This is a genomic window from Streptomyces sp. 35G-GA-8 (assembly GCF_023534745.1).
GTDB lineage: Bacteria > Actinomycetota > Actinomycetes > Streptomycetales > Streptomycetaceae > Streptomyces.
In genome coordinates, this window is the sequence record NZ_JAMHJQ010000004.1 from 89,279 (window position 1) to 114,124 (window position 24,846).

The 24,846-nt window shown below is 72.3% G+C and carries 19 protein-coding genes and 1 riboswitch; of the genes, 12 read left to right on the forward strand and 7 right to left on the reverse strand.

The features are described 5' to 3' along the window. Positions 1-91 precede the first annotated feature (91 nt). Positions 92-724 carry a response regulator transcription factor gene (locus M1203_RS09660; protein ID WP_249949606.1) on the forward strand — a complete coding sequence of 211 codons (633 nt, stop codon included), beginning with the start codon at positions 92-94 and terminating at the stop codon, positions 722-724. Positions 725-764: 40 nt separating this feature from the next. On the opposite strand, the gene M1203_RS09665 is transcribed toward M1203_RS09660, so the two are convergent. After that, positions 765-2,195 (reverse strand): MFS transporter, encoded by a 1,431-nt coding sequence (locus tag M1203_RS09665; protein ID WP_249949158.1) that lies wholly within the window; start codon positions 2,193-2,195, stop codon positions 765-767. Between the two features lie 284 nt (positions 2,196-2,479). Here M1203_RS09665 and M1203_RS09670 point away from each other — a divergent pair, with 284 nt between their 5' ends. The 4 genes from M1203_RS09670 to M1203_RS09685 all read left to right on the forward strand — a co-directional run bounded on the left by M1203_RS09670 (position 2,480) and on the right by M1203_RS09685 (position 7,070). Next, the gene (locus tag M1203_RS09670; protein ID WP_249949159.1) at positions 2,480-4,258 is read left to right on the forward strand and encodes an MFS transporter; all 1,779 of its coding nucleotides are present in this window, start codon (positions 2,480-2,482) and stop codon (positions 4,256-4,258) included. 84 nt (positions 4,259-4,342) lie between these two features. Continuing rightward, a complete protein-coding gene (locus M1203_RS09675) occupies positions 4,343-4,987 on the forward strand; it encodes a class I SAM-dependent methyltransferase (protein WP_249949160.1) in 645 nt (214 codons plus the stop codon). A 78-nt stretch (positions 4,988-5,065) separates the two neighbouring features. Beyond that, positions 5,066-6,010: an N-acetylmuramoyl-L-alanine amidase gene (locus M1203_RS09680; RefSeq protein ID WP_249949161.1), complete on the forward strand. Its 945-nt coding sequence runs from the start codon at positions 5,066-5,068 to the stop codon at positions 6,008-6,010. A 265-nt stretch (positions 6,011-6,275) separates the two neighbouring features. Further along, entirely contained in the window at positions 6,276-7,070 is a 795-nt protein-coding gene (locus M1203_RS09685; protein ID WP_249949162.1) for a DUF5336 domain-containing protein, read from the forward strand. 118 nt (positions 7,071-7,188) lie between these two features. Here the strand turns inward: M1203_RS09685 and M1203_RS09690 are convergent, their stop codons facing one another. From M1203_RS09690 to M1203_RS09705, 4 genes are all read right to left on the reverse strand, one after another. Then, the gene (locus M1203_RS09690) at positions 7,189-7,980 is read right to left on the reverse strand and encodes a maleylpyruvate isomerase family mycothiol-dependent enzyme (protein ID WP_249949163.1); all 792 of its coding nucleotides are present in this window, start codon (positions 7,978-7,980) and stop codon (positions 7,189-7,191) included. A gap of 102 nt (positions 7,981-8,082) precedes the next feature. Then, entirely contained in the window at positions 8,083-9,180 is a 1,098-nt protein-coding gene (locus tag M1203_RS09695; protein ID WP_249949607.1) for a prenyltransferase, read from the reverse strand. Between the two features lie 2 nt (positions 9,181-9,182). Beyond that, positions 9,183-9,926 (reverse strand): class I SAM-dependent methyltransferase, encoded by a 744-nt coding sequence (locus M1203_RS09700; protein ID WP_249949164.1) that lies wholly within the window; start codon positions 9,924-9,926, stop codon positions 9,183-9,185. Continuing rightward, entirely contained in the window at positions 9,920-11,290 is a 1,371-nt protein-coding gene (locus M1203_RS09705) for a glycosyltransferase family 4 protein (RefSeq protein WP_374402575.1), read from the reverse strand. Before M1203_RS09705 ends, M1203_RS09700 begins: the two co-directional genes overlap by 7 nt. Positions 11,291-11,534: 244 nt before the next feature. On the opposite strand from M1203_RS09705, the gene M1203_RS09710 reads away from it, so the two are divergent. Further along, the gene (locus M1203_RS09710) at positions 11,535-12,206 is read left to right on the forward strand and encodes a TetR family transcriptional regulator (RefSeq protein ID WP_249949166.1); all 672 of its coding nucleotides are present in this window, start codon (positions 11,535-11,537) and stop codon (positions 12,204-12,206) included. Positions 12,207-12,350: 144 nt separating this feature from the next. After that, on the forward strand, positions 12,351-13,601 hold the full coding sequence (locus M1203_RS09715; protein WP_249949167.1) for a S8 family peptidase: 1,251 nt from the start codon (positions 12,351-12,353) through the stop codon (positions 13,599-13,601). 69 nt (positions 13,602-13,670) lie between these two features. On the opposite strand, the gene M1203_RS09720 is transcribed toward M1203_RS09715, so the two are convergent. Next, complete coding sequence (locus M1203_RS09720) at positions 13,671-16,082, reverse strand: endonuclease/exonuclease/phosphatase family protein (protein ID WP_249949608.1); 2,412 nt, start codon at positions 16,080-16,082, stop codon at positions 13,671-13,673. A 365-nt stretch (positions 16,083-16,447) separates the two neighbouring features. Further along, a riboswitch (cobalamin riboswitch) is annotated at positions 16,448-16,515 on the forward strand. A gap of 307 nt (positions 16,516-16,822) precedes the next feature. Between M1203_RS09720 and M1203_RS09725 the strand changes: the two genes are divergently transcribed. From M1203_RS09725 to M1203_RS09745, 5 genes are read left to right on the forward strand one after another with little or no spacing between them, the layout of a single operon-like run. Further along, positions 16,823-18,142 (forward strand): prenyltransferase/squalene oxidase repeat-containing protein, encoded by a 1,320-nt coding sequence (locus M1203_RS09725; RefSeq protein ID WP_249949168.1) that lies wholly within the window; start codon positions 16,823-16,825, stop codon positions 18,140-18,142. Further along, entirely contained in the window at positions 18,139-18,912 is a 774-nt protein-coding gene (locus tag M1203_RS09730) for an SCO2322 family protein (RefSeq protein ID WP_249949169.1), read from the forward strand. Before M1203_RS09725 ends, M1203_RS09730 begins: the two co-directional genes overlap by 4 nt. Then, on the forward strand, positions 18,909-20,105 hold the full coding sequence (locus tag M1203_RS09735; protein WP_249949170.1) for an energy-coupling factor transporter transmembrane component T: 1,197 nt from the start codon (positions 18,909-18,911) through the stop codon (positions 20,103-20,105). Before M1203_RS09730 ends, M1203_RS09735 begins: the two co-directional genes overlap by 4 nt. Continuing rightward, positions 20,102-21,838, forward strand: a complete 1,737-nt coding sequence (locus M1203_RS09740; RefSeq protein ID WP_249949171.1) for an ABC transporter ATP-binding protein — start codon at positions 20,102-20,104, stop codon at positions 21,836-21,838. The genes M1203_RS09735 and M1203_RS09740 overlap by 4 nt, the downstream gene beginning before the upstream one ends. Beyond that, the gene (locus M1203_RS09745) at positions 21,835-22,683 is read left to right on the forward strand and encodes an ECF transporter S component (RefSeq protein ID WP_249949172.1); all 849 of its coding nucleotides are present in this window, start codon (positions 21,835-21,837) and stop codon (positions 22,681-22,683) included. Before M1203_RS09740 ends, M1203_RS09745 begins: the two co-directional genes overlap by 4 nt. Before the next feature lie 88 nt (positions 22,684-22,771). Here M1203_RS09745 and M1203_RS09750 read toward each other — a convergent pair whose 3' ends face one another. After that, positions 22,772-24,844 (reverse strand): bifunctional glycosyltransferase 87/phosphatase PAP2 family protein, encoded by a 2,073-nt coding sequence (locus M1203_RS09750; protein ID WP_374402579.1) that lies wholly within the window; start codon positions 24,842-24,844, stop codon positions 22,772-22,774. Positions 24,845-24,846 lie beyond the last annotated feature (2 nt).

Genomic DNA, 24,846 nt, shown 5'->3' on the forward strand with positions numbered 1-24,846 from the left:
ACGGAATCGTCACCGCCGTCAACGCCCTCGCCGCGCCGGACCGGCACGACGGCTGACGTCCTCCCCGCCCTACGCTGTGCCGGTGACGGAGATGCCGCGGGATCACAGACCGGCCAGGTGCGTACGTGTCCTCCTCGCCGAGGACCAGGGCATGACGCGCGGCGCCCTCGCCCTGCTGCTCGGCATGGAGGCGGACCTCGAAGTGGTCGCGCAGGTGGGGCGGGGCGACGCCATCGTGGACGCCGCGCTCGCCTCGCGGCCCGATGTGGCGCTGCTGGACATCGAACTGCCCGGACTCAGCGGTCTCGACGCGGCCATGAGGCTGCGCGACGAGGTGCCCGACTGCCGGGTCCTGATCCTGACCACCTTCGGCAGGCCCGGCCATCTGCGGCGGGCGATGGAGGCGGGGGCCGCGGGCTTTCTCGTCAAGGACGGTCCGGTGGAGGAACTGGCCGCCGCGATCCGGCGGGTACTGACCGGTGAGACCGTCGTCGACCCCGCCCTCGCCGCCGCCGCGCCGAGCGCCGGGCCGAACCCGCTCACCGCGCGGGAGCGGGACGTGCTGAACGCGGCCGTGGACGGGGCGACAGTCGCCGATATCGCGGAACGGCTGCGGCTGTCCGAGTCGACCGTACGCACCTGCCTCTCGTCGGCCATCGGCAAGACCGGCACCCGCGATCGCAGGGAGGCCGTCCGCACGGCCCGCGGGCAGGGCTGGTTGTAGGACCCGGTCCGCCGGGGGCCGTTACGCACTCGAAAGACCGTTACGCACTCGAAGAGCCGCGCGGCAGCCACAGCAGCATCAGAACGACACCCGCGAGCAGCACCCCGCCGCCCGTCCTGAACGCCGTCGCGTACCCCTCGGTCAGCGCCTCCGGGCTCGTGCCGCCCGCCGTACGGGACGCCGCCACCGTGGAGAGGACCGCCAGACCGAGCGCGCCGCCCATCGTCCGGGAGGTGTTGATCAGGCCGGAGACCAGACCCGCGTCGTCGGCCGCCGCGCCCGCCGTGGCCAGCGCCGCCAGCGGGGTCGCGGCCAGCCCCAGGCCGGTCATCATCAGGAGCCCGGGGCCCAGGATCGACGAGAGATACGTTCCGTCGGCGGTCATCGTGGACTGCCAGCCGAATCCGGCCACCGCCAGCAGCGTCCCGAGCACCGCCAGATTGCGGGCGCCGACCCGCGGCATCAGCCGGGGCGCCAGCTTGGAGCCGAGCACGATGGACAGCGAGCTGGGGATGAGCGCGAGCCCGGCGTCCAACGGTGTGTATCCCAGCACGTTCTGGGCGTAGACCGTCATGAAGAACCACATCGCGAACGACGCCGCGCCACAGACGAACATGGCCGCGTTGGCGGCGGACACGGCCCGTACCCGGAACAGCCCGAGCGGCATCAGCGGTGCCTTCGCCCGCGCCTCCACCGCCACGAACGCGCCGAGCAGCAGGGCGCCGCCGAGCAGTGGCAGCAGCGTCGCCGCCGCTCCCCAGCCGTGCTCCTCGGTCCCCACGATCCCGTACGCGACCAGGGCGAGACCCGCCGTGACCAGCACCGCGCCGGGAAGATCGAGGCGCCGTACCCGCTCCGTACGGGACTCGGTCAGCCATACCGCCGCGCCGGCCAGCACCAGCACCCCGACCGGCACATTGATCAGCAGCACCCAGCGCCAGGACAGCAGATCGGTGAGGGCACCGCCGACGAGCCCGCCGGCCGCGCCACCGCCCGCGCCGACCGCCGACCAGGTCCCTATGGCCCGGGTCCTGGCGACGCCTTCCGGTACGGCGGACGTGAGGATGGTGAGTGTCGCGGGCGCCAGCACGGCCGCGCCGAGCCCCTGTACGGCGCGGGCGGCGAGCAGTTGCCAGCCCTCCTGGGCGAGTCCGCCCGCGAGAGACGCCAGGGTGAACACGGCGAGCCCGGTCAGGAACATCGCCTTGCGGCCGAAGAGATCGGCGGCCCGCCCGCCGAGCAGCATGAACCCGGCGAACGCGATCGAGTAGGCGTTGAGCACCCACTGCAGACCGGCGCCGGAGAGCCCCAGGTCCGCGCGCATCGACGGCAGCGCGACATTCACCACGGAGACATCGAGGACGACGAGGAACTGCCCGGCGCAGGCGGCGAGGAGCACCGCCCAGGTACGGGGCGGCCCCGACGTCGCGGAGAGGTGGACGGTGTCGGTTTCCACGGGGGCTCGGACCATGGCGGTCATGGTCGCAGGCGCCGAACGGTCCGTACATCGGGATTTCGGCGTAGGCCCCGGGACCAGTACGGCCCCTGGCGGACCAGGCCTCGGAGGAGCCGGGGGGCGCGCGTCTCGTTCCTGACGGAGCGTCAGATAAGTGGCGGTGAGGACCGGCGTCCTCTTCCGATGCCGTTCGCGTCGCGTTCGCCGGAATATCGCGGCCGACTGAAAGGTTGCACACTGCATCCACCTGCCCTCGCGCACCCTCAGCTGCCCTTACTTCCTGCCCGGAGGACGCACGTATGCCACAGACGACGACCGATCAGCGCGCCGGGGAGCTCCCGGATCCGTCGACGCGCACAGCCGGCGGGATCGTTCCCGTCCTCGCCTTCGCGGGCATCACCGTCGCGGTGATGCAGACCCTGCTCGTTCCCGTCATCAAGGACCTGCCCGTCCTGCTCCGCACATCGCCCTCCGACGCCACGTGGGTGATGACCGCGACCCTGCTCGCCGGCGCCGTCTCCACCCCGATCATGGGGCGGCTCGGTGATCTCTTCGGCAAGCGGCGGATGCTGCTCGCCAGCCTCGCCGTCATGGTGGTCGGCTCGCTGATCTGCGGATTCACCGACGACCTGGTCATCATGATCGTCGGCAGAGCGCTCCAGGGCTTCGCGATGGGCGCGATACCCCTCGGCATCGGCATCATGCGCGACGAGCTGCCGCGCGAGAAGCTCGGCTCGGCGATGGCGCTGATGAGCTCGTCCATCGGGGTCGGCGGCGGGCTCGCGCTGCCCGCCGCGGCCCTGGTCGCCCAGAACGCCGACTGGCACGCGCTGTTCTTCGGCGCGGCCGGGCTCGGCGTGGTGTCGATGCTGCTGACCGTCCGCTACGTACCGGAGTCCTCGGTACGGGCCCAGGGCACCTTCGACTGGCTCGGCGCGATCGGGCTGTCCGCCGGACTCGTCGCGCTCCTGCTGCCGATCACCAAGGGCAGCGACTGGGGCTGGGGTTCACCGACCACGCTCGGGCTGTTCGGCCTGGCGGTGGCCATCCTGCTGCTGTGGGGCGTGATGGAGCTGCGCGGCGCCGCCCCGCTGGTCGATCTGCGCACCACCGCCCGGCGTGAGGTACTGCTCACCAACCTCGCCTCGATCATGGTCGGTGTCGCCTTCTACGCGATCTCGCTCGTCCTCCCCCAACTGCTCCAGCTGCCCGCCGCGACCGGTTACGGCCTGGGCCAGTCGATGGTGGTGGCGGGTCTGTGCGTGGCGCCTCTCGGTCTGACGATGATGTTCACCGCGCCCGTCTACGCCAGGATCTCCGCCCGGCGCGGCCCCAAGGTCTCCCTGATGCTGGGCCTGCTGATCATCGGGATCGGGTACGGCGCGGGCCTCGGCCTGATGAACGCGGCCTGGCAGACCATCGTCATCTCGGTCGTCGTGGGGGCCGGCATCGGACTCGCGTACTCCTCGCTCCCCGCCCTGATCATCGGCGCCGTCGATCCGTCGGAGACCGGCGCGGCCAACGGTCTGAACACCCTGATGCGCTCCATCGGTACGTCGGTGTCGAGCGCGGTGATCGGCATGGTGCTCGCGCACACCTCGATCCGGACGGGCGGTGTGGCGGTCCCCAGCATGGACGGATTCCGTATCTCGTTCCTCATCGCGACGGGCGCGGTGATCGTCGGCCTGGTGCTGGCCGCGTTCCTGCCGTCGCAGCGCTCGGCGCCGGGGCGGAAGTCCCTGGCGGGCGAGGCCGAGGAGAGCAGGCGGCCGACGCTGGTCGCCGGGTCCGGCGGGTTCCGCGGGCGGGTCGTGGACCCGGACGGGGCGCCGATCGCGCGGGCGAACGTCACGCTCATCGACCCCCGGGGCCGGCAGGCGGGCCGCACCACCGCCGACGAGGACGGCCACTACGCGCTGCTGCCGCCGTCCGGCGGACCGTATGTCCTGGCCGGGACGGCCACGGGGTACGCGCCGATCGCGCTCCCCGCGGAGTACCCCGGCGGCGGCGTGCCGGTCGATGTCGATCTGATCCTCGCGCAGGGCGCGCGGGAGCGCCGTACCACCGTCGCTTCCTGACCCGCCCTCACCCCCGGCAGCCGCCGGGCCGGGGGTGTACGGCAGCATGGGCGGCCATGCCCCGCACCAGCACGAGGAGAGCCGATGCCCCCGGCACCCGCACCGAAGATCCTCGCCGCCTTCGAGGCCGCCAAGGGGTTCATGCCCGTCCATGAGGGGCTCGCCCTGTACGCGGCGGCCACCGAGGCGGGCGCGCTCGGGCTGCCGCTCCTGGAGATCGGAACGTACTGCGGGCGCTCCACCCTCCTGCTGGCCGCCGCCGCCCGCGAGGCGGGTACGGTCGCCGTCACCGTCGACCACCACCGCGGCAGCGAGGAGCAGCAGGTCGGCTGGGAGTACCACGATCCGTCCCTGGTCGATCCGGACACCGGGCTGATGGACACGCTCCCGGCCTTCCGCCGGACGCTCCTCGCGGCGGACCTGGAGGACTCGGTGATCGCGGTCGTGGGCCGTTCGCCACGGGTCGCGGCGGTCTGGGGCCGCCCGCTCGGCCTCGTCTTCATCGACGGCGGCCATACCGACGAGCACGCCAACGGAGACTACGAGGGCTGGGTCCCGCATCTCGCCGAGGGCGGGCTGCTCGTCATCCACGACGTGTTCCCCGACCCGGCGGCCGGCGGCCAGGCCCCGTACCGCGTCCATCTCCGGGCCCTGGCCTCCGGCGCCTTCACCGAGGTGTCGGTGACCGACTCGCTGCGCGTCCTGCGCCGTACGGCACCGGGCGGCTGACCGCCGGCCCGGGGCGTGTCGGGAAAGTCCCGTGTCTCGTGCCGCGCCCCGATCGCCCGACGGTCTACCATCGCGACGGTGTCGTACGACGAGAGTCCCCAGCCCGCCCGCGGCCGTTCCGGCCGAAGGAAACTCACCGTCGCGGTCGCCGTACTGGTACCGACCGCCGCGGCCGGATGGCTCGTCTGGCAGGGGATGAGCGGCCCGGACGGCGGTCCGACCCCGGCGTCCGCCGCCGGTGTCGCCGCCTCCGCCTCCACGGCCACCACGCCGTCCGCCGCCGCCACCGCCCGGCCCCGTACCGGTGACGCACAAGCCGACGACGTTCCCGGTGGCACCGTCCCGGCCGGACCGCTCGCCGGCAAGGTGTTGGTCATCGATCCCGGTCACAATCCACGCAATCGCGACCACACCGCCGAGATCAACAAGCCGGTGAACATCGGAGCGACCAGCAAGGAATGTGACACCACCGGTACCTCCACCGAGGCCGGCTACCCCGAGGCCGAGTTCACCCTCGATGTCTCCCACCGCCTGCGCGATCTGCTCAGGAAAGAGGGTGCGAAGGTCACGTTCACCCACGACGACGAACGCCCCTACGGCCCCTGCGTCGATGAGCGCGCCCGTATCGGAAACACGGCGAAGGCCGACGCCGCGATCTCCGTCCACGCGGACGGGTCGGCTCCCGGCAATCGCGGATTCCATGTCATCCTCCCCGCCCTGGTCAAGGGCGGCGGCGCGGACACCACGGCCATCGTCGGCCCCTCGCGCGATCTCGGCGAACACATCGTGGGCACTTTCGGCCGGGAGACCGGCAGCGCCCCCGCCAACTATCTGGGCGAGGGCACCGGTCTCGACGTACGCGGGGACCTCGGCGGGCTGAATCTGTCGACCGCGCCCAAGGTCTTCATCGAATGCGGCAATATGCGCGATTCGTCGGATGCCGAACTGCTCACCGACGCGAAATGGCGGCAGAAAGCGGCACAGGGGCTGGCGGACGGGATCCGCGGATTCCTGAAAAAGTGAGAAGAGAGTGAGAAGTGAGAACAGGAGGGGTGAGCGGGAGGGGCGAACAGGTGCGGTGAATCAGGAGACGGGAGCGGTGAACTCCGCCCACGGACCCGCGTAACGGGCGTGTACCGGCCCCCGATACCCGGCAGACGCCAGGAACGGGGAGACGATACATTCATCCGTACCATAGGGAGCCGCCCCCGAGCTTCGCACCGTGTACCGCCTCACCGGCGGCCGCGACGACCGCCCCGACTCAGCCGACAGACGAAGGACTTTTCACGTGAACATCCGCTCCCTCACTAGAGGCGACGGCGTGGTGATCGGAGCAGCGGTGTTGCTCTTCATCGCCTCCTTCCTCAATTTCTACGAGTCCAGCTTCAGCACCGGCGTGAAAGCCTGGGACCTGCTGGGCGTCGTGATGAGCTTCCATCTGGCCGGAGTCATCGCCGCGGCACTGATCGTCACCGCCCGCGCGCTGCCCCAGCCGCGGAAGGTCGTGGGACTCGACCTCGGTCAGTTCGGTGTCGCCCTGTCGGTCTTCGCGGCCTGGACGGGCCTGTGGTACCTGCTCGGTGACGGCAGCGCGGGCGGCGGTCTGATCCTCGGCTTCATCGCCGCGCTGGTCATGGCGGGCGCCGCGGTCGCCACGCCGATCGTCCCGGCCCTCAAGGCGGCCCTCATCGGCGCCCCGAGGCCGCAGACCCCGCAGCCGTACGGCGGACAGCCGGGCATCCCCGGCCAGGGGTACGGCTACCCGGCCGGCCAGCAGCCGTACGGTACGCAGGGCCAGCCGCAGCCGTACGGCGCCCCTGCGGGCGGGCCCGCCGCCGCGGCCCAGCAGAACGGGCCGTCGCAGGGCGGCGCCGCTCCCGCCGGTGACTTCTCGCCGTTCTGGTTCGCCGTACCGGTGGCCCGCCCGCTGTTCGGGGAGGACGGCTCGCCGTCCCCCATCGCGGAGCTGGCCCCCGGCACCTGGTACCTCGCGGTCGAGCAGCGCGGTCCCGCTCTGGTGGCCCAGACGCAGGACGGCCGCCGCGGAGTCCTCCAGGACACGTCCGGCATACAGCGCGGCTGATCGGACGCGACAGCGCTACGGCGACGGCCCCCCACCGGAAGGCGGGGGGCCGTCGCCGTTTCCCCGGGCCATCGGTCGGCCGGGCTCCGGCCATCGGTCAGCGGCCATCGGTCAGCGGTCAGCCGAACGAGGTGCGCTCCAGCCAGAAGTCCAGCAGCTTCGCGTCGCCGAGCACCTCGACCCGCTCGCTGTCGGCGGGCAGCCGCCGGTAGAGGACCAGCAGTACATCGGTCAGCGGTCCGCGCACCGCGACCGTCGCCTTCTCGTGCCCGCGCCGCCAGCCGAAGCCCTCTTCCCCGAACTCGACCAGCCACTCGGCGTCCACTCCCCCATCGGCGTCCGTGGCATGGAAGTGCAGGGTGCGTCCGGGGCCGCGCAGCTCGGCGGCCTCGGGATCCCCGGAGGCCGCGGCGAACCCCACCATCTGGAGCAGTTCGTCGATCGTGTCCGCCGCGACGTCCGGGGCCACCTCGAACGGAACCCCGGCGGCCAGCGCCGCGTCCGCCCGGTGGATCACCGTCTCATGGGCCATCCGCCGCGCCCAGAAATCCGTGGTCCGCTCCCATGCCCAGGTCCAGACACCGGCGCCCGGCCCGGCCTCCCGCAGGGCGCCGACCAGCTTGGCCGCCCCGTCCGCGAGCCAGGCGTCCAGCGCCGCGGGATCATCGCCGGCGGGGCCCCCGGCATCCGGGACCTCGTCCTCCGGAATATCCTGCTCCGCCCGGGTCCTCACGATCGCCTCGACCCAGCGGTGCGCGCCGCCCACATGGCGCGCGAGCTGTCCGAGCGTCCACTCCGGACAGCTCGGCACCGGCGCGGCGAGATCGGCGCCGGCGATCGCCGCCCTCAGCAGGTCGGTCTGTGCGGTGATCTCGTGGCCGTACCGGTCATAGCCGAGAAGCGTCGTCATACGGCGCACCCTAAGCACCCGGGTCACGGGCGGCCAACGGGTTTCCGCCGCCGGTGACCCCTCGGAGACGGGTCGGTCGCCGACCGAGCACCGGTCGGCCGGTCAGCGGCAGCAGTCCGGCTCCAGGCCGAGCGGCAGCCGTTCGCCGCCGAACACGGCGGTGGTCGCCTCGTCCCCGCCCAGGGCGGCCACCGCCAGCAGCAGCGACCCCGCCGTCCAGGTGGTGAGCTCCTCGGGCCAGTAGGCCCGACGGCCCTCGAACACATACCCCGTCCAGTACATCCCGCCCTCGGCGCGCAGATGCTGGATGGACTGAAGGACCTCCAGTGCCCGGTCGGACTCCCCCATCACCCAGAGCGCCAGGGCGAGTTCACAGCTCTCGCCGCCCGTCACCCAGGGGTTGGGCAGCACACAGCGCACGCCAAGGCCCGGTACGACGAAGCGGTCCCAGTGCGCGGCTATCCGCGCCGTGGCCCGCGCTCCCGTCACCGCGCCGCCGAGCACGGGGTAGTACCAGTCCATCGAGTAGTCGCTCTTGTCGAGGAACCGCTCGGGATGGTCGCGTATCGCGTGCCGCAGCGCGCCGGTCGCCAACTCCCAGTCGGGCTGCGGCTCTTCGCGCTCCTCGGCGATCGCGAGCGCGCACCGCAGCGCCTGGTGCACGGACGAACACCCGGTCAGCAGTGCGTCGTCGACGGGCGTGCCGTCCGCCTCGCGCTTCCAGCCGATCTGGCCGCCGGGCTGCTGGAGCGCGAGGACGAACTCGATCGCCGCGTGGACGACGGGCCACATCCGGTCGAGGAACGCGTCGTCGCCGGTGGCCAGATAGTGGTGCCAGATACCGACGGCCACATAGGCGCAGAAGTTGGTCTCGCGGCCCCGGTCGTCCGGCCGCATGGCGGCCGTGTCGGCGTACGACGGGCTGTCGGCGTACGCGGCGTACCAGGACCCGTCCTCGTTCTGGTTCCTGGCCAGCCACTCGTACGCACGGGCCGCCGCCTCGGGTTCGTCCGCCGCGTCCAGCGCCATGGCCGCCTCGGTGTGGTCCCAGGGGTCGAGATGGTGTCCGCGGAACCACGGAATCGCACCGTCCGGACGCTGCGCCGCCAGGATGCCCGCGACCGTCTCGGCGGCCTGCGCGGCGGTGAGGACCCCGGGCAGGACGAGATGTTCCGTGGCGTCGGGACCACGGCCGGCCAAGGTCACTTGGCGGCTGCCGCGGACACGGCCGACAGCCGCGGCTTCGTCGCGTAGGCCACGAAACTCTTCCCCACGACGGGGTTGAGCAGCTGTTCGGTGAGCCGGGTCGCGAGGGGCTTCTTCATGATGTCCCAGACCAGCAGCTTGTGGTACGCGCGTACGGGCAGCGCCTTGTCGTTGTCGACGCCGAAGGCGCACTTGAGCCACCAGTACGGCGCGTGCAGCGCGTGCGCGTGGTGCGTGCCGTACGGCTTGAGCCCGGCCTCCCGCATCCTGCCGAGCAGTTCATCGGCCTTATAGATACGGATATGGCCGCCCTCGACCTCGTGATAGGCGTCCGAGAGCGCCCAGCACACCTTCTCAGGACCGTACCGGGGCACGGTCACCGCGATCCGCCCGCCGGGACGCAGTACCCGCACCATCTCCGCCAGGACGCCCTTGTCGTCCGGGATGTGCTCCATGACCTCGGAGATGATGACGACGTCGAACGACGCGTCGGGGAACGGCAGATTGAGCGCGTCGCCCTCCATCGCGGTGGCGGTGGCGCCCTCCGGGGCCTCCCCCGCCTCCTTCATCGCGGCGAACCACTTGGCGACCTCGCGGATCTCCTCGCCGTTCCGGTCGAGGGCCACGACCTGGGCGCCGCGCCGGTAGCACTCGAAGGCATGCCGGCCCGCGCCGCACCCCAGATCGAGCACACGGTCACCCGCGGCGAGCGGGAAGCGGGTGAAGTCCACGGTCAGCACAGGGTCGTCCTGCTTTCGCGGTCGGAGGGGCGGGCGTTCGAGGAGCGGGCGTTCGAGGAGCGGGCGGCCGAGGGGCCGGCTTTCCGGGCGCCCGGGGAGCGGGCGATCGCCGCGCGGTACAGCTCGGCCGTCCCCTGCGCGGCCCTGGCCCAGGTGAAGCGCTCCAGCACCCGCTCACGGCCCGCCGCGCCCAGCCTGGCACGCAGTTCCGGGTCGTCGAGCAGCCGGCCGAGGGCGAGGGCCAACGCGCCCGCGTCGCCGGGCGGTACGGCCAGACAGGTCTCCCCGTCCACCCCCGCGACCTCGGGGATCGCGCCGCCGGTGGTGGCGACGAGCGGGGTTCCGGTGGCCATCGCCTCGGCGGCGGGCAGCGAGAACCCCTCGTACAGGGACGGCACGCACGCGATCCGCGCGCCGCGCACCAGATCGACCAGCTCGGCGTCGGAGACGCCCTTGACGAACTCGACGGCGCCTTCGAGCCCGTACCGTTCGATGGCCCCCGCGACCGGGCCGTCCTCGGCCCGTCTGCCGACCACGACCAGGTGGGCGTCGGGGTGTTCGGTGCGGAGCTTGGCGAGGGCCTCGATGAGATGGACGAGGCCCTTGAGGGGAACGTCCGCGCTGGAGGTGGTGACGATCCGTCCCGGGATCTCGGGCACGGCCGGATCAGGCGAGAACAGCTCCGTGTCCGCGCCGATGTGCACGACCTCGATACGGTCGGCCCGTACCCCGAGATGGTCGGTGATCTCCTGCTTGGAGGAGCCGGAGACGGTGAGCACCGAGGGCAGCCGTCGCGCGACGCGCTTCTGCATCCTGGTGAAGCCGTACCAGCGGCGTACGGAGGCGCGTCGCCGCCAGTTCCCGGCCGCGTCCAGCTCCAGCCGCCGGTCGACGGTGATGGGGTGGTGGATGGTGGTGACCAGAGGGGCGCCGAGGTCGCCGAGGAGTCCGTACCCGAGCGTCTGATTGTCATGGACGACATCGAACTGCCCGGCGCGGGCCGCCAGATGGCGCCGGGCCCGGAGCGAGAACGTCAGCGGTTCCGGGAAGCCGCCGGTCCACATCGTGGCGACTTCGAGGCCGTCGATCCAGTCGCGGAACTCGTCGCGCCTCGGCGTACGGAACGGATCGGGCTGCCGGTAGAGATCGAGACTGGGCAGCTCGGTGAGCGGTATGCCCTCGTCGAGTACGGGATAGGGCTGGGCGCCGATGACCTCGACGCTGTGCCCGAGACGGGCGAGTTCACGGGACAGGTGCCGTACGTAGACGCCCTGGCCGCCGCAGAACGGGTTTCCCTTGTAGCTGAGAAGGGCGATACGCAGGGGCCCCGTTCCGGTGTCCGCCGCTATGGCCTCAGCGGTCACTTTCGGCCCCCTTCTCACTGCGCTCTCCGCGTTTTCGCCGGAGCGTAACCGCTGTCCGCAATCTAGAACAAGTTTCAGAGTTGTTCGTCCACGGCTTCGAATCTACCGGCAAGTAGCGTTGCGGCACCCGCCGGAGCAGGTGATTCATGCCACGGCGGGTGTCTGCCATGCTGTGCGGTCCGAAGGCGGCGCGGCGCTCGGGGACGGGCGGAGACGGTCGGATGCGTTCAATGGAGTGCGACAGATGGCAGCGGAAGTCAAACCGGCGTCACCCCCGCTGACGCGCCGCCAGGAGGCCCGGCGCCGCCGGATCCTGGACGCCACCACCCTGCTGGCCTGCCGGGGCGGTTTCGACGCCGTACAGATGCGGGAGGTCGCCGAGGAGGCCGGGGTCGCCCTCGGGACGCTCTACCGGTACTTCCCCTCGAAGGTCCATCTGCTGGTCGCGACGATGGGGGACCAGCTGGAGCATCTGCACACCACACTGCGCAAACGGCCGCCCGCGAGCGACAGTCCGGCCGAGCGGGTGGCCGAGACGCTGCTGCGTGCCTTCCGGGCGCTCCAGCGGGATCCGTATCTGGCCGACGCGATGGTACGGGCGCTGACCTTCGCGGACCGTGGGGTGCGCGACGAGGTGGACGGGGTCATCGGGCGGACGACGGCGATCATCCTCGACGCCATCGGCCCGTCCATCGGCGCACAGGGCCCGACGCCCGAGCAGCTCTCCGCCGTACGCGTCGTGGAGCACACCTGGCACGCGGCCCTGATCACCTGGCTGTCGGGCCGGGCCACGATCGCGCAGGTGAGGTCGGACATCGAGACAGTCTGCCGGCTGATCGACCTGACGGTACGAGGCTCCGCGGGGACCGGCCTTCCGGGGCCCGGGGGACCGGCCGCGCGAGGAATCGAGGACTGACGGCCCGGCGGTACCGGCCGGATGTTCTTGCTCCATCCGGTGGTCATCGCTCAAGCGGCGTGTGTGTTGTGGACGAAGGACGGGTGTTCGTACCTCGCGGGTCCACCCCGACCGCGATCGATCCCCGTCATCCAAGGAGCATGTATGCGTCTCAGCGCGCGCTGGGCATCCGCCGCCGTTCTGCTGCTCGCCCCCCTGATCAGCGGCACCAGCGGCACCGACGCCATGGCCGAGCCCCGGGAGAACCTTGTCCCGGTCGAGCGTTCCTCCAACGCGGTTCCCGGTCAGTACATCGTCACCCTCAAGCCCGCGTACTCGGCGACCGCCGTCCTGCGGCAGTTCGGTCTCACTCCGCTGTTCACCTACGACAAGGTGCTGAACGGGTTCACCGCCGCCTTCTCCGCGACGCAGCTCTCCCAGGTGCGCGCGCTCCGGGCCGTCCAGGCCATCGAGGAGAACAGCCGGATCACCGTCAGCCCGACGTCGACCCGGCCCGGCCAGTGGCGGGCCGAGCAGCCGGGTCCTGAACAGACGGGTTCGGGACAGGCCGGCGCGACGCGTGAACGGGTCCCCGCGCAGAGCTGGGGACTGGACCGGATCGACCAGCGCCGACTGCCGCTCGACGGCCAGTTCACGGTGAACGGCACCGGCAAGGGAGTCACGGCGTACATCGTCGACTCCGGGATCGAGACCGCCCACAGCGAGTTCGGCGGCCGGGCCACCGTCGGCTTCGACTCCGTCGGTGACGGGCGCATGGGCCAGGACTGCAACGGCCACGGCACCCATGTGGCGGGCACCACCGGCGGCGCCACCTTCGGCGTCGCCCGCGCCGTCTCCCTCGTCAGTGTCCGTACGCTCGGCTGCAAGGGCAACGGCACCTGGGCCGGGGTCATCGCCGGCTTCGACTGGGTGGCCAAGAACGCCAGGCAGCCCGCGGTGCTCAACGCCTCGCTCGGCGGCCCCTCGTCCAGCGCGGTCGACACGGCGGTCAACGCCGTCGCGGACCAGGGAGTGCTGCCGGTCGTCGCGGCCGGCAACGACGCGGTGGACGCCTGCGGCATCTCCCCCGCCCGCGCCTCGGGCGTGTACACCGTCGGCGCGACCAACAGTGAGGACCAGGAGGCCCGGTTCAGCAACCACGGCACCTGTCTGGAGACATACGCCCCCGGCGTCGCCATCGTCTCCGCCAGGCTCGGCGGTGGCTCCGTCGCGCTGAACGGAACCTCCATGGCCAGCCCCCATGTCGCCGGGGTCGCGGCCCTCTACAAGGAGAAGAACCCGTCCGCCACCCCGGACGAGGTGGCCGACTGGCTCACCGGGCGGTCCACGAAGGACCTCGTGTTCCCCCTCAGCGGGGGCTCCCCCAACCGTCTCCTCTACACCGACGGTCTGTAGGGACGCGCCGACGCGACCGTGGGGGGTACGCGAGTCGCGTACACGCCACGGTTCAGCCGAGGAGACGGCTCACTTGATGCGGACGACCTGCGGGTCGTGGTCGCTCGCCTGGTCGGCGAACTCCGCGTTGATGTGCACCACGTCGTAGTCCGGGTTCTTGATGCCGGGGCTGACGAGGATGTGGTCCAGGGTCTGCGAGTTGCCGTCGTAGACGTAGCTGTAACGCTCGTTCTTCGGCAGCTTGTTCATCAGATCGACGAGGACCCCGCCCCGGGTGAGGGTGGTGAGGGGCTTGGAGAACTGGTAGTCGTTCAGGTCACCGAGGACGACGACCTTGGCCTTCTTGTCCTTGGCCAGCAGGCCGGAGACGAAGTCGTTGACCTCCTTGGCCTGGGTCAGGCGCTGGGCCTCGGAGCCGAGCGTCGGCGGCTGGAAGGCGCCGTGGACCGGCTGGTCGCCGCCCTTGGAGTTGAAGTGGTTGCCGATCACGAAGACCTGCTCACCGCGGAAGGTGAACTCGCCGACGAGCGGCTTGCGGCTGCTCTTCCAGGCGTCCGAGGTCGGGTTGATCCGGCCCGGGGACACGGACAGCGTGATGTCCTTGCCGTTCTTGCCGGTGGTGACGACCTTGGTGGCGGTGGTGGCGTCGCCACCGGGCCGGTCCACGAAGGAGACCCGCTTCGGGTTGAAGAGGAAGACGTTGCGGATGTTGCCGCCCGGCTCACCGCCGTCCGTCTTGTCCGCCGGGTCGACCGCGCGCCAGTCGTACGCCGGGCCGCCCGCCGCCTCGATGGCGGCGACGAACTGCGCGAGGGTCTTGTCCGCGGCGACCGTGCCGTCGTCCTTGGCGCCGTTGTTGTCCTGGATCTCCTCCAGGCTCACGATGTCCGGCGTGGCGAGGTTCTTGACGATGCCCTCGGCGAGCCGGTCGAACTTGGCCTGCGGGTCGGTCGGGTCGAGGTTCTCGACGTTGTACGTGGCGACGGAGAGCTCGTCGCTCTTGCCCTTCTTCGCCACCTCCGGCTTGAGACCGCCGGACTTGACCTTGCCCAGGGTGCTCGCCTGGAGGCCGTACCCGCCGTAGTTGGAGTAGTCCAGCGGGCCCGTGGTCGTACCGGTCAGGGTGTCGCCCACGTTCGCCGCGAGCTTCTCGCCGGTCAGCGAGGCGATCAGCAGACGGCCCGAGTTCGCCTCGTCGTACGAGGGGTAGACGGTGCCGCCGCGCGGGGTCGGGTTCTGCTTGGGCTTGGTGGTGACCCACGTCTCGCCGTACGCGTTGGAGGCACCCACCACCCGGCTGTCGCCGACCTGGATGAGCATGCCCTCACGGGACTCGAACCAGTCCAGGGCGTACTTGTCGGGCTTGAGGGCGAGCGGCTCGATGCTGAGCCCCTTCACCTTCGGCGCGTACGCCTCGGGCAGCGTCCTGGCGTCGATCACCTCGGCCGCGGGCAGCGGGTTGCCGGAGGAGAGGACGACGGTCGTCGGGCCGCTCAGCTCGGTGAGGGACTGCGAGCCGCCGCTCTGGCCGCCGGGGTAGTACTCGACGACCTTGGCGCTGACGAGGACCGAGTCGCCGACCTTCACCTGCGGGGTGGCCGAGCCGGTGAAGACGAACACGCCCTCGCTGGTGGCCGGGTCCTTGTCCGGCGCGGTGTCCTGGATCCAGAAGCCGCGCGAGGAGCCGGTCCCGCGGATCGCGGTGACCACGCCCGGGACGTTGGTGACGGTCTTTCCGGCCTGCGGGGAGATCCGGGTGGTGCCCTGGATGTCGCGGATCCGCAGCTCGCCGGGGGTGGTGTTGGTGGGCGAGGGGGTGGGCTCCGGCTCGCCGCCACCGTCGCCGGCGCCCGCGCTGTTGCGGGGGGACGGCGTCGCGCCGGAGAAGTCGGCGGAGTTGTTGTCCGTGTCGGCGAGCGCCGCGTTACGGGCCACCGAGTGGGTGTTGTCGGCGCCGGTGGCGGGGGTGTTCTCCCGGACGGTGGCGGTACCGAAGCCGACCAGGTCCTTGACGTTGGTGTCGGCCGCGCAGTCGGCGGCGGTCAGACAGGTCAGCGGGGTGGTGGAGCGGACGAGCGCGACGGTGCCGCTGCTCGCCGACATGGCGATCGTGCCGGTCGCGTCGGCGGTGGGCAGCGGGGTGTCGCCACCGGCGCCCTTGGCCTCCTCGACGAGGTAGCTGCCGCCCGCGGGGATGGCACCCTTGATCTCGGTGACCTGCCACTTGGAGCTGGAGGTGGGCGAGCCGCTCAGGTACTGGACGGACCAGCCGGTGAGGTCGAAGGGACCGTCGCCCGCGTTGCCCAGCTCGATGAAGTCGTTGGTGAGGGTGGCACCGGAGTTCCCGCCGCCGCCGAACACCTCGGAGATGACGGCGTCAGGGGACGGCGTCGCCTGGGCGGTGAACGGAAGCGCGATGAGCGATCCGGCGAGACCGACGGGGAGCGCCACGGCGATCGCCTTGGCACGACGGCCGCGCAGGGCCGGGGGTATGGATGGGGACACGGTGGACTCTTCCTTGCGAATATGACGTGTGGGAGACGTGCGAGTCGTACGAGAAGCGCACGAAGTGTGAGAACCCTCGAAGTCGGCTCAAGATACGCGCGTAGATAGAACGACAACAAGGGCTCGCGTGCGGTAAGTGGCAAGTGTTTGCCGACTGTTCGCCGGATTTAACCTGGTTGTCGGGGAACGGGGCTGCACACGGGGCTCCCGGCCCGCCGCGCGGCCCCGCGCGGAACGGCGCGGCGGGGCCCTCCGCGAGGGCGACTCCCCGGGGCGACCGCCCGGAGCGGGCCGCGTGACGGCCGGTAGAGTGAGCGGGTCGTTCTCATGCCCGTATGGAGGGAAGCCGGTGCGAAACCGGCGCTGACCCGCAGCCGTGAGCCGCCTTCCCGGCGGCGAGCCGGAATGCTCCGTACGCGGTCGTGACCGGCTCGTGCCATCGGAAGCCGCCGGTGGCCGGCATCGTCGAGGAATACGTTGCCGGGAGGGGCCGCCAGGCCGTTTCTGAGAAGTAGCGCCGCCCGTCCGGCAGGACGGGCCCCGCGACATCCGGCGCGTGCGATCGCAAGACGGAGGTTCACCCTCGTACGGGACCGTACGTGGGGGCTCCGACACCGCGGCGCGTGCGCGTGCCGGGCGTCACGGGGAGGCGGGACTTCCCGGACACGGTCAGGTGTGCCCGCGCCCGGCCCCCGCAGGAGAGGCCCCCGCCCGCCATGACCACCGTCCGCCGCTGCGCAGCGGCGCTCGCCGCATCCACCGTGCTCTGTGTGGCGCTCGCTCCGGCCGCCGTCGCGGGGGGCGATGTGCCGGCCGCCCCCGGCTCGTCCCCGTCCGCCGACCCCACCCCCGCGCCCGCGCCCTCCCCGGCCGAGCCCGCGCCGGTCACCATCCCGCCGGGCCTGTACGGCGAGAAGGATCCGACGTACGACGGGGTCTGGCGGCAGTCGCTGGCGATGCTGGGCCAGTTCGCGGCGGGCGTGCGGCCCGCGAACCAGGCAGTGTCCTGGCTGAAGGGGCAGCAGTGCGCCAACGGCGCGTTCCCCGCGTACCGTCCGGATCCCGCCAAGGCCTGCGACACGAAGACGGCGGTCGACTCCAACGCCACCGCGGCGGCCGTCCAGGCGCTCTCCACGCTCGGCAAGCAGCGGCCGGCCATGGACAAGGCGATCGCCTGGCTGCGGTCCGTACAGAACAAGGACGGCGGCTGGAGCTACGTCCCCGGCACCCCGAGCGACACCAACTCCACCTCGCTGGTGATCGGCGCGCTGACCGCCGCCGGGGTACGGCCCACCTCGGTGCTGTCCCCCGGAGGGAAGAACGCCTACGACGCGCTGGTGGGCCTCTCGATCCCGTGCGCCACCGCATCGGGCGCGGACGCCGGTGCCTTCGCGTACCAGCCGGACCCGGCCGGGAAGCTGTCCGCCAACGACGACGCCACCGCCGCGGCCGTCCTCGCCGGGGTCGGCAAGCGGCTGGTGAGCGGTCCCGTGAAGGCGGGCCCCGCGCCGGAGTGTGTGCCGGCGGCGGATCTCTCGCCGGAGCGCGCGGCCCGCAACGGCGCGGCCTATCTGGCCTCCGCGCTCGCGGCCACCGGCCATCTCGACCTGCCGCCGATGCCCGGCGCCGACGACAGCGCGCCGCTGCCCGACATCGGGAACACGGCGGAAGCGGTACTCGCGCTGACGGCCACCGGCTACGGGGACCAGGCCAACCGGGCGCTGGAGTGGCTGAAGCAGAACAGCGGGGCGTGGGCGCAGGAGAACGGCCCGGCCGCCTACGCGCAGCTGATCCTGGCCGCCCACGCCACGGACACGGATCCGCGCAACTTCGGCGGTATCGACCTCGTGGAGCGGCTGAACGCGACCGGGCCCGCGCCGAAGGCCGTCGCCGTACCGGCTTCACCGGCCGCCGCGGCGAGCACGAGCGTCGACGACGGCGGGCGTGCCATGCTGTGGCTCTTCGTGATGGGGCTGGTCGTGGCCGGCTACATCGCCTTCCGGATCAGCATCCGTGGAAAGACCCCCCGGCCGTGATCCGCGCTCGTTCCCGTACTCGTACCCCTCGTCTTCCCCTTCCCCTCCCCCTTCCCCTTCACCTTCCCTTCCGCGCCTTCGCCTGCCTCGTTCTCGCGGTCGGCGCCGTCGTCGCCGGGGCGGGGACGTCCCAGGCGGCCGGTTACCGCTACTGGTCGTTCTGGGAGAGCGACGGCGCGAAGTGGACGTACGCCACTCAGGGCCCGGCAACGGCGCGGCCCGCCGACGGTACGGTCAACGGGTTCCGCTTCGCGGTGAGCGCGGACAGCGGGGACGCGGACCGGCCGCGCGGGACACCGGACTTCACGGCGGTGTGCGGCGCCACCCCCGCGCGGGACGGCCTCAAGCGGATCGCCGTCGTCATCGACTCCGGTACCGACGCCGACGCCCCGGACGGGGAGAAGCCGCCCGCGCCGCGGGCGGAGTGCGCCCGGGTGGCCGAGGACGCGACCAGCGCGGAGGCGCTGGCGGCGGTGGCGAAGCCGCTGCGCTACAACAGCGAGGCCCTGCTCTGCGCCATCTCCGGTTATCCGGCGTCGGGCTGTGGCGAGCGGGTGTCGGGCGGCGACGCCACGCCTGAGCCTTCCGGAACGCCCTCGCGGACCTCCACACCGGCGGCGGGCGTCGCGCGCGAGGGCGCGGGCGACGGGGAAGTCGCGGCGGACGGGGAAAGTGAGGGCGGTCCGTCGGCCGGTCTCCTCGCGGGGGCCGCCGCCGTGGTCGTCCTCGCCGGGGCCGGTCTGTGGCAGGCCCGCCGTCGGCGCGGATGAGCCGCACCGTCGACCGCGCCGCCACCCTCCGCGCGCCCGAGGCGAACCGCTCCAACGCCCTGCACGCCGGGGCCTGGTGGCTGTGGGCGCTCGGGCTGGCCGTCGCGGCGTCCCGTACGACCAACCCGCTGCTGCTCGGGCTGCTGGTCGGGGTCGCGGGCTATGTGGTGGCGGCCCGCCGTACCGACGCGCCCTGGGCCCGTTCCTACGGCGCGTTCATCAAGCTGGGGCTGGCCGTGATCGTCATCAGGCTGCTGTTCTCTGTCTTCCTCGGCTCACCGGTCCCCGGCGAGCGCGTCCTGGTCACCCTGCCCGAAGTGCCGCTGCCCGACTGGGCGGCGGGGGTACGGATCGGTGGCCGGGTGACGGCCGAGCAACTGGTCTTCGCGCTGTACGACGGAGCGAAGCTGGCCACGCTGCTGATCTGTGTGGGCGCGGCCAACGCGCTCGCCAGCCCGGCCAGGCTGCTCAAGTCGCTGCCGGGCGCGCTGTACGAGGCCGGGGTCGCCGTCGTCGTCGCCATGACCTTCGCGCCGAACATGGTCGCCGATGTCGGACGGCTGCGTACCGCCCGGCGGCTGCGCGGCAGGCCCACCGGTGGGGTCCGGGCGGTGCTCCAGATCGGACTGCCGGTCCTGGAGGGCGCGTTGGAGCGTTCGGTGGCGGTCGCGGCCTCGATGGACGCCCGTGGCTACGGCCGCACGGCCGAGGTCCCGCGCGCCGTACGGCACACCACCACGGCGCTCACGCTCGGCGGGCTGCTGGGCGTCTGCGCCGGTTCGTACGCGCTGCTCGCCGCCGAGGGCGCGGGCTATGGACTGCCGCTGCTGGGCGCCGGGGTCGCCGCCGCGCTGGCCGGGCTGCGGCTCGGCGGCCGGCGCTCGGTCCGTACCCGCTACCGCCCCGACCGCTGGGGCGTCCGCGCCTGGCTGGTGGCCGGGTCGGGCGCGGCCGTCGCGGCGCTGATGATCCGGGCGGGCGCCGTCGATCCGACGGCGCTGCACCCCGGTGTCGTACCGCTGGTGGCGCCGGAACTGCCGCTCTGGCCCGCGGCGGGGGCGCTGCTCGGACTGCTGCCCGCGTTCGTCGCGCCCGTACCCGCCCTCTCCCCCGCGGCCCTTCCCGCACAGCGAACGAGAACACAGCGACCGAAAACACAGAGAACGAAGACACAGAGAAAGACGGCGTCGTGATCCGGTTCGAGCAGGTGTCGGTGACATACGGCGATGCCTCGGCGCCCGCGATCGGCCGGGTCGATCTCACCGTGCCCGAGGGCGAACTCGTGCTGCTCGTCGGCCCTTCCGGTGTCGGCAAGTCGACGTTGCTGGGGACGGTGTCCGGTCTCGTACCGCACTTCACCGGCGGCGTGCTGCGCGGCCGGGTGACCGTCGGCGGCCGGGACACCCGTACCCACAAGCCGCGCGAACTCGCCGATCTCGTCGGCACGGTGGGCCAGGACCCGCTGGCGCACTTCGTCACCGACACCGTCGAGGACGAATTGGCGTACGGCATGGAGTCGCTGGGCCTGGCGCCGGATGTGATGCGGCGCCGCGTCGAGGAGACGCTCGATCTGCTGGGCCTGGCCGAGCTGCGCGACCGGCCGATCGCCACGCTCTCGGGCGGGCAGCGGCAGCGGGTCGCGATCGGTTCCGTACTGACCCCGCACCCCAGGGTGCTGGTACTCGACGAACCGACCTCGGCGCTCGACCCGGCGGCGGCGGAGGAGGTACTGGCCGTGCTGCAACGGCTGGTGCACGACCTCGGTACGACGGTCCTGCTCGCCGAGCACCGGCTGGAACGGGTGGTGCAGTACGCGGACCAGGTCGTCCTGCTGCCGGGCCCCGGACTGCCACCGGTGGTCGGGGACCCGGAGCGGATCATGGCGGTGTCGCCGGTGTATCCGCCGGTGGTGGCGCTGGGCCGGCTGACCGGCTGGGAGCCGCTGCCCCTGTCCGTACGCGACGCGCGGCGCCGGGCGGCGGGGCTGCGCGAGCGGCTGGCGGACCTCCGGCCGGAGCCGGTGGACGGTACGGGGACGGTCGCGCCCCCGGCGGCGACGGGCGCCCGTACCCCGCTCGGCAGACTCCTGCGCCGCCGCGCGACCACGACGAACGACACCGCGCCCGACCGCACCGGGCCACTCGCCGTGGTCACCGGACTCGCGGTACGGCGCGGCAGGACCGAAGCGCTGCGCGCCGTGTCGCTGACCGTCACGCCGGGCGAGACCATCGCGCTGATGGGCCGCAACGGCGCGGGCAAGTCCACGCTGCTGTCCACCCTGGTCGGGATGGTCGCGCCGGCCGCCGGCTCCGTCCTCGTCGGTGGCCGGACCCCGGACCGTACGCCGCCGGGCGAGCTGATCCGGCACGTCGGTCTCGTACCGCAGGAACCGCGCGATCTGCTGTACGCCGACACGGTCGCGGCCGAGTGCGCGGCGGCGGACAGCGACGCGGGCGCGGCGGACGGGAGTTGCCGCGCGCTGGTCTCCGAGCTGCTGCCGGAAGTGGCGGACGCGACGCATCCGCGCGATCTGTCCGAGGGGCAGCGGCTGGCGCTGGCCCTCGCCGTCATCCTGACCGGACGGCCGCCGCTGCTCCTCCTCGACGAGCCGACACGCGGCCTGGACTACGCGGCGAAGGCCCGTCTCGTGGGGGTGCTGCGCGCGCTGGCGGCGGAGGGGCACGCGATCGTCCTGGCGACCCACGATGTGGAGCTGGCCGCGGAGCTCGCGCACCGGGTGGTGATCCTGGCCGACGGCGAGATCGTGGCGGACGGCCCGACGCCCCGGGTGGTGGTCTCGTCACCGGCGTTCGCGCCACAGGTGGCGAAGGTCATGGCCCCGCAGGAGTGGCTGACGGTGGCTCAGGTCCGTACGGCGCTGGCGGCCACCGCGACCACGGCACCCGAACCGGAGGGAACGGAATGAGGCCGCCGGTCCCCCGGGCGCGCGCCGTGCGGCTCGGCCCGCGCGCGGTCTGCGCCCTCGCCCTCATCGGCGCGATCGGGGTGGTCGCCTTCGGCTGGCCGCTGCTCGCCGACTCCGCGTCAGGACTCGCGCATTCCCAGGACGCGCCGTGGCTCTTCGCCGCGCTGCTCCCGCTCCTCGTGGGCGTCGTCGTCGCGACGATCGCCGATTCCGGGCTGGACGCGAAGGCGGTGGCGATGCTGGGCGTGCTGGCCGCCGTCGGGGCGGCGCTGCGGCCACTGGGGGCCGGTACGGCGGGACTTGAGCCGATGTTCTTCCTGATGGTGCTGAGCGGCCGGGTCCTGGGGCCGGGGTTCGGTTTCGTACTCGGCTCGGTCACGATGTTCGCGTCCGCGCTGCTGACGGGCGGGGTCGGGCCGTGGATGCCGTTCCAGATGCTGGCGATGGGCTGGTTCACGATGGGCGCGGGGCTGCTGCCCGGCGCCGACCGGCTGCGGGGCCGCGGTGAGCTGCTGATGCTGGCGCTGTACGGGGCGTGCGCGGCGTTCGCGTACGGCACGGTCATGAACCTCCAGGGGTGGACGTATATCGGCGGGCTCTCGTCCGGGATCTCCTTCCATCCGGGCGATCCGGTGCACGACAATCTGGCGCGTTTCCTGGCGTACTGCGCGGCGACGTCGTTCGGCTGGGACCTGGGCCGGGCGGCGCTGACGGTCGTGCTGACCCTGACGATCGGCGCGACGGTGCTCAAGGCGCTGCGGAGGGCGACGCGCCGGGCGGCGTTCGACGCGGAGGCGCGGTTCGAGGAGCCGAAGGCCGGGGCCCTGGGCCTGTCCGGCGAGTGAGTCCTGAGCGCGGGAGTCCGGTGCCGGAGTTCTGTGCGGGAGTCCGGTGCCGGAGTTCTGTGCGGGAGTTCTGTGCGGGGTCCGGTGTTCAGCCCGTCGGCGTCCGCTCCGCGCTGTCGCCCGTACCACGGGTGGCGGCGAGCCCCTTCCCCTCCGGGAACGGATCGGCCTTCCCGGGCGCCGCCGTCCGTGGCTCCAGCCGCCGCGGGCCCGCCAGCAGATACGTCAGCCCGAAGCCGGCCCCCACCACCGCCGCGCCGCCCACCGCGTCGAGCACCCAATGGTTCGCGGTGGCGACGATCGCGCAGACGGTGAAGAGCGGGTGGAGCGCCCCGAGCAGTTTCATCCATGCCTTGGGTGCCAGGACGACGATCACCACACCGCACCACAGCGACCAGCCGAAGTGGAGCGACGGCATCGCCGCGTACTGGTTGGTGAGGGAGGTCAGCGCCCCGTAGTCCGGGTTGGTGAGATCCTGCGGGCCGTGCGCGGTGTCGATGAAGCCGAGGCCCGGCATCAGCCGCGGCGGCGCCAGCGGGTAGAGCCAGAAGCCGACCAGCGCGAGCACCGTGGCGAAGGCGAGCGAGGAGCGCGCCCAGCGGTAGTCCGCCGGGCGGCGCGCGTAGAGCACACCGAGGATCGCCAGCGGCACCAGGAAGTGGAACGACGAGTAGTAGAAGTTGAAGAAGCTCTCGGCCCACTTCGCGTTCACGACCGCGTGGTTGAACCAGAGCTCGATGTCGATCCCGAGCGCACGCTCGATCGAGTGAATCTGCCGGCCATGCTCCTCGGCGGTCTCGCGACCGCCCGTCGCGGCGAGCCGGATCTGGGTGTAGACGGAGAAACCGACCCGGATCGCGAGCACTTCGAGCAGGAGGTTCGGCCGGCTGAACAGCCGTCTCCAGAACGGCACCAGCGGTATCCGGCGCCAGCGCGCGGGCACGGGGCGCGCGTACTCGGTCGGTACGGGCTGCTCGAAGTACCGCGCGGTGCGCGTCAGGAACGGCACCGCGCACGCCGCCGCCAGCGCCGCGACGAGCGGGGCGTTCTCCCGCAGGGGTACGAGCACGCCCACGTTCGGCAGGAGCATCGTCCCCGGCAGCGTCATCACCAGTACCACCACGGCCGGCCACACCAGCCGGTCCCTGGCCTGCACGCCGACCCGGCCGACCAGCGCCAGCAGCACCCACAGCAGCTGGTGCTGCCAGGCCGTCGGCGAGACGGCGATCGCGACACAGCCGGTCAGCGCGACGGCGAGCAGCGGTTGCCCGTCCCGCGCGTAACGGACCGCGCGCCGCAGCCCCAGGAAGACGACGACCGCGGCCAGCGCGATGAACACCACCACTTCCAGGGGGCCGGAGAGGCCGAGCCTGAGCAGCGCGCCGTGCAGGGACTGGTTGGCGAGACCGTCGGGTCGCTCACCGAGGCCCGCGCCCGCCACATGGTGCACCCAGTACGCCCAGGAGTCGCCGGGCATCGCGAGCCACGCCACCGCCGTACTCGCGGCGAAGACCCCGGTCGTCGTCATGGCGGCCCGCTTGCGGCCGGTCAGCCAGAGCAGCGGTACGAAGAGCAGCACGGCGGGCTGGAGCGCCGCGCCGATACCTATCAGCACACCGGAGCCGCGTTCGCCCCGGGCGACGAGACAGCCCAGCAGCACCAACAGGACGGGAATGATGCTGGTCTGGCCGAGGGAGAAGCTGTTGCGCACGGGCAGCGACAGCATCAGCAGACTGATCGCGACCGGCGCGGCCAGCAGTCCGGTACGGCGCGACACCCGGCCGGGAAGAGCACGGGCAGCGACGAGACCGAGGGCGACGACCAGCAGGAGCGTCCCGAAGGTCCACGCTATGCCGAGGCTCTGCTCGGCCGAGCGCGCCAGCGGTTTGAGTACGAGGCCGGCGAACGGTGTCCCGGTGAACCTCCCGGTGTCGTACAGCGAACCCGTCACACGCAGCACGCCGTTCTCACCGATCCAGGTCTCCAGATCAGTGAGCCGTTCACCGGGCGGATGCCGGAGCACCGCCGCCGCCTGTCTCACCGCCAGCACGGCGGCGACCAGCCAGAGAGCCACGCGGACCGTACCGAAACCGGTCCCCGCCGTACCCGCTGCCGCACCTGCCGCCGCACCGCCGTGCACGCTGTGCTCCGCATTCACCACGC